A 4,546-nucleotide genomic window follows, 5' to 3' on the forward strand; every position below is an offset into this window, starting at 1 on the left:
CTCTGGATCTAATCCCGAATTGGGTTCATCACAAAAAAGGTATTTGGGGTTCATACTAATTGCGCGTGCAATTCCAACCCGCTTTTTCATCCCCCCCGATAGTTCCGCAGGAAACAATTTATTTCTTCCCTCCAGATTAACCTGTTCCAGACAATGATTTGCCCGATCTAATTTCTCCGCTTTAGACATATCCGTAAACATGTCCAGCGAAAACATGATATTTTGTTCTACCGTCATCGAATCAAACAGCGCTGAATTTTGAAAAAGCATGCCTATTTCTTTTCGAATAGGAACGCGCTCTTCAAAATTCATCCGAGTAAAATCCTTGCCATCAAAAATCACCTTTCCTTTTTCCGGTTGATGCAGGCCCACAATACATTTCAATAAAGTACTCTTTCCGGAACCCGACCCCCCGATAATCAAACTCACTTTTCCAGGTTCGAAATTTGCACTGATACCCTTCAGAACGTGATTGTCTCCAAATGACTTGTTAATATCTTCGATTTGAATCATAAAATCTTTTTAAAGCATTAATGCGGTTATCACATAATCTGCAGCAAGAATAGTTATGCAGCCAACTACAACTGCTTCTGTGCTAGCTTGCCCAACTTCCAAAGCTCCCCCCTTCACATTATACCCTTTATAAGCTGATATCGAAGTAATAATAAACCCAAATACAACAGCTTTAACAAGGGCAACTGTCACCGTAAAACCATTGAAACCATCTTGAATTCCTAAAATATAATCCGCCTGTGTCACAGCACCCGAAAGTGACCCGCCCAACAGACCGCCAACTAAAGCGCATACGATGGAAATAATAACCAACATCGGAATCATGGTGATACCTGCCAATATTTTGGGTAATATCAAATAACCAGGGGCATTGATCCCCATAATTTCCAAGGCATCAATTTGCTCTGTCACACGCATGGATCCGATCTGCGAAGATATAGACGACCCAATTTTTCCCATTAAAACTAACCCCGAAATCGTTGGTCCCAATTCCAAAATATTTGAATCCCGGTTGATCGAACCAATAATAGAATTTGGGATCAAGTCCGAAACCATCTGAAAGGCAATTTGCATGGTCATAACAGCTCCAATGAAGGTAGAAATAATGACAATAAGTCCCAAAGATCCTATACCAATATCGGTCATTGCCAGTACGGTTTCCTTCCAATAAATTCGACCTTTCTCCGGTCTTTTAAAAACTGATTTCAGGAGGATGAGATATGCACCAATGTGATGAAAGATCATATTATCTATTTAATTTCAATGTATTACGCCAATTTTACGACTATACTAAACCAAGTAATCCATTAAAGGTAATTAATTCCAGCAAATATATAAACAAGCGAAAACCCAAAAAGTATACGAAAAACGAAATTACTTACCGATCAATTAGTCACATTTACCGATTTTTTATGTATAATAGCCTAAACATTCATACGGTATCTCTCAAAGCGACTTACTTTTGAGACATATTAACAAACGGAATTAGTTATGAATACACGAAGAATAACAACTGGTATCACCATTCTCTTTATAGGAGTTGTCTTATTATTATCACAGCTCAACACGATTTCTTTCAACTGGGTAGGTATTTTTAGATACTGGCCGCTGTTTATTGTCCTTGCTGGAATTCGTATGCTGGTACCCAAAGACCAACAGATTGGACAGTTTGTTGCCATTGGTTCTACCGTAGTGATTTTAGGTTTTTTGACTTACATAGGATTGTCGACACCAAAGGAATCGCTCGTTAATCAACTCTTAAAAAGTAAGACCCTTGGCGTTAGAGATAAAGATGATCCCAATGACAAAACAAACTATTCAACAGAAAAACTCAATGTACCGTTGGACGATAAAATTCATAGCGCTACCTTAAACCTCGATTTGGGGGCCACTTCATTAAGAAATGATAGTAGCACTACGACAGAAATCTTCTCGGCATTTAACACATCAAAAGAATATTTACTGGGCGTAACTGTACATGGAGAGTCCGCAGACAAATTAGATATCAACTTAAAGGGAAAATTCAAAAACAAGGATTTTAACAGCAAAAACAACAATACGTTCATCGCTTTAAACCCCAACATCCTATGGAATCTGAATTTTGATGTCGGTGCAATTGATGCCAAGTTGGATCTTTCACCCTACAAGATAGAAACATTGGATATCGATGCTGGAGCTACTAGCTTGAAGTTAAAATTAGGACAACCCCTAGCAACAACTAAAATTTCGATGGATGCTGGAGCCTCCTCTATTGAAATCGCCATCCCAAAAAATGCTGCCTGCCGCATTACAAGCGACAATGCATTATCCTCGACAGATTATGAAGGCGATTTCCTAAAAAGTGAAGGCGAGGTAAAATCGACGAATTACGATTCGGCCGCTCAAAAATTCGATTTCGACATCAACGGTGGCATCGCGTCAATAAAAATTAGAAGATATTAATTGACAGCCAATTTTTAGTCAAGAAAAGCTAACTTTGTGTTAGATATGGACACAAGTAATATGTTGACATTACCTGGAATCTATTGCAATTCCAAGGTAGATTATTCGAGATGGAAAACGAGGGAAATTCAGATCGGTGATATTCCCATGGGTGGCGGTAATCCCATTCGTATTCAAAGTATGACTACAGTAGATACAATGGATACGATGGGTTCGGTTGAGCAGACCATCCGAATGGTTGAGGCGGGCTGCGAATACGTTCGAATTACCGCTCCTAGTATTAAAGAAGCACAAAATTTAGCTAACATAAAAAATGAACTTCGCAGAAGAGGCTATAAGGTCCCTTTAGTTGCTGATATTCATTTTACACCAAATGCTGCCGAGGTTGCCGCTCGTATCGTCGAGAAAGTAAGAGTCAATCCTGGTAACTATGCAGACAAGAAAAAGTTTGATCAGCTATCTTATACCGATGCAGAATACAAGCGTGAGTTAGAGCGCATCTATCAAAAATTCACTCCGCTCGTAAATATCTGCAAAGAAAATGGTACCGCCATGCGTATTGGTACCAACCACGGCTCACTGTCTGACAGGATCATGAGTCATTACGGCGACACCCCCGAAGGGATGGTCGAATCTGCCATGGAATTTATCCGGATGTGTGAAGATCTGAGTTTCTACAATCTCTGTATCTCAATGAAATCATCCAACCCACAGGTCATGGTCAAAGCCTACCGATTGCTGGTCGAAAAAATGGTTTCCGAAAACATGAACTACCCCCTACATCTCGGTGTAACCGAAGCTGGAGACGGTGAAGATGGTCGTGTAAAATCTGCCGTTGGTATCGGAACACTTTTGGAAGATGGACTGGGTGATACTGTACGTGTATCGTTAACCGAAGAGCCTGAGCGGGAAGCCCCAGTCGCCATAGCACTTGTCAATAGATACAGTAAAAGAAAGGCAAACATCGAGAGTCAGCCCAAACAAGAGATTGTTCAGCTCTCTCCAGAGACACCAAATGTTCCTTATGCCAGCCAGGAAGTAAATACCTTTATCGGAGGCTCTTTGGTACCAAGGATTGTGGTCGACATTTCTAAAGAAAATCTGAAAGACGCTCAGATCCTTTCCAAAGTTGGCTATCGCTATGATATCCTATTAGATAAATACCACATGGGTGAGCAGTCTGTAGACTTTGTCTATCTCGCAGACAATTTGCCATCCTTTACGATGCCGGCAAATCTGAAGCAAGTATATAACTATAACACCTGGTCAAAACTTACCGATCAAACTAATATTCATCCCCTCTTTACCTTAGACGAATTCGTAAAGTCGGACAACAAGGATAAAGTCCTGAATATGGTCAAAATCTGTAATTCAGATTTGTTAACCCCACTGTTTGAATCTTTACAGCTTGACAAAACTGTCGTATTTATAGTAGAAACCGATTATTTTCACGGTATGGCAGATCAAAGACAGTTCTTTCGAAACCTACAGGAAATCGGTATCGATAATCCTGTCATTATCAAACGTTCTTATTTGGAAGAAGATTTCTCAGGACCCATTGGTGATTTTATGAATCCCGAAGAACCTATTTCAAAAATACAGCTGTACGCCTCTACTGATCTAGGAGCATTATTAATCGATGGTTTGGGTTCAGGAATTTGGATTGACTCTCCGGCAACAGCATTGGAAAACATCGCTTCGCTTTCTTTCGGAATTCTACAAGCAACACGATCCAGAATATCCAAGACAGAATATATTTCCTGCCCAAGTTGTGGCAGAACTTTATTTGATCTCCAAGAAACCACGCAGATGATCCGAAGCCGTACCAATCACTTAAAAGGCTTAAAAATTGGTATCATGGGCTGTATCGTTAATGGCCCTGGAGAGATGGCCGATGCTGACTATGGTTATGTTGGGGCGGGGCCTGATAAAGTGACGCTATATAGAGGTCAGCAGATCGTTAAGAAAAATGTGAGTTCTGCACATGCCTTAGACGAATTGATCAAGATCATTCAAGATGATGGACTGTGGATCGAAGAAATACAACAAGACTAAAATTAACAAATCAAGTTTAACATAAAACAGCAAAGGG

At 40.1% G+C, this 4,546-nt stretch carries 4 protein-coding genes; 2 read left to right on the forward strand and 2 right to left on the reverse strand.

All coding sequences use genetic code 11. The annotated features are described in order from the left end of the window. Both B2X72_RS13620 and B2X72_RS13625 read right to left on the reverse strand, forming a co-directional pair. The coding region (locus B2X72_RS13620) for an ABC transporter ATP-binding protein (protein ID WP_286849949.1) at positions 1-513 on the reverse strand (513 nt) is incomplete at its 3' end. A 9-nt stretch (positions 514-522) separates the two neighbouring features. Further along, positions 523-1,257, reverse strand: a complete 735-nt coding sequence (locus tag B2X72_RS13625) for an MlaE family ABC transporter permease (protein WP_046671950.1) — start codon at positions 1,255-1,257, stop codon at positions 523-525. Positions 1,258-1,503: 246 nt separating this feature from the next. On the opposite strand from B2X72_RS13625, the gene B2X72_RS13630 reads away from it, so the two are divergent. Next, complete coding sequence (locus B2X72_RS13630) at positions 1,504-2,454, forward strand: LiaI-LiaF-like domain-containing protein (protein WP_286849951.1); 951 nt, start codon at positions 1,504-1,506, stop codon at positions 2,452-2,454. 45 nt (positions 2,455-2,499) lie between these two features. Beyond that, a complete protein-coding gene (gene ispG, locus B2X72_RS13635) occupies positions 2,500-4,509 on the forward strand; it encodes a (E)-4-hydroxy-3-methylbut-2-enyl-diphosphate synthase (protein WP_286849952.1) in 2,010 nt (669 codons plus the stop codon). Positions 4,510-4,546: the final 37 nt, after the last annotated feature.

This window comes from Sphingobacterium sp. UBA7253 (assembly GCF_002472745.1).
GTDB lineage: Bacteria > Bacteroidota > Bacteroidia > Sphingobacteriales > Sphingobacteriaceae > Sphingobacterium > Sphingobacterium siyangense.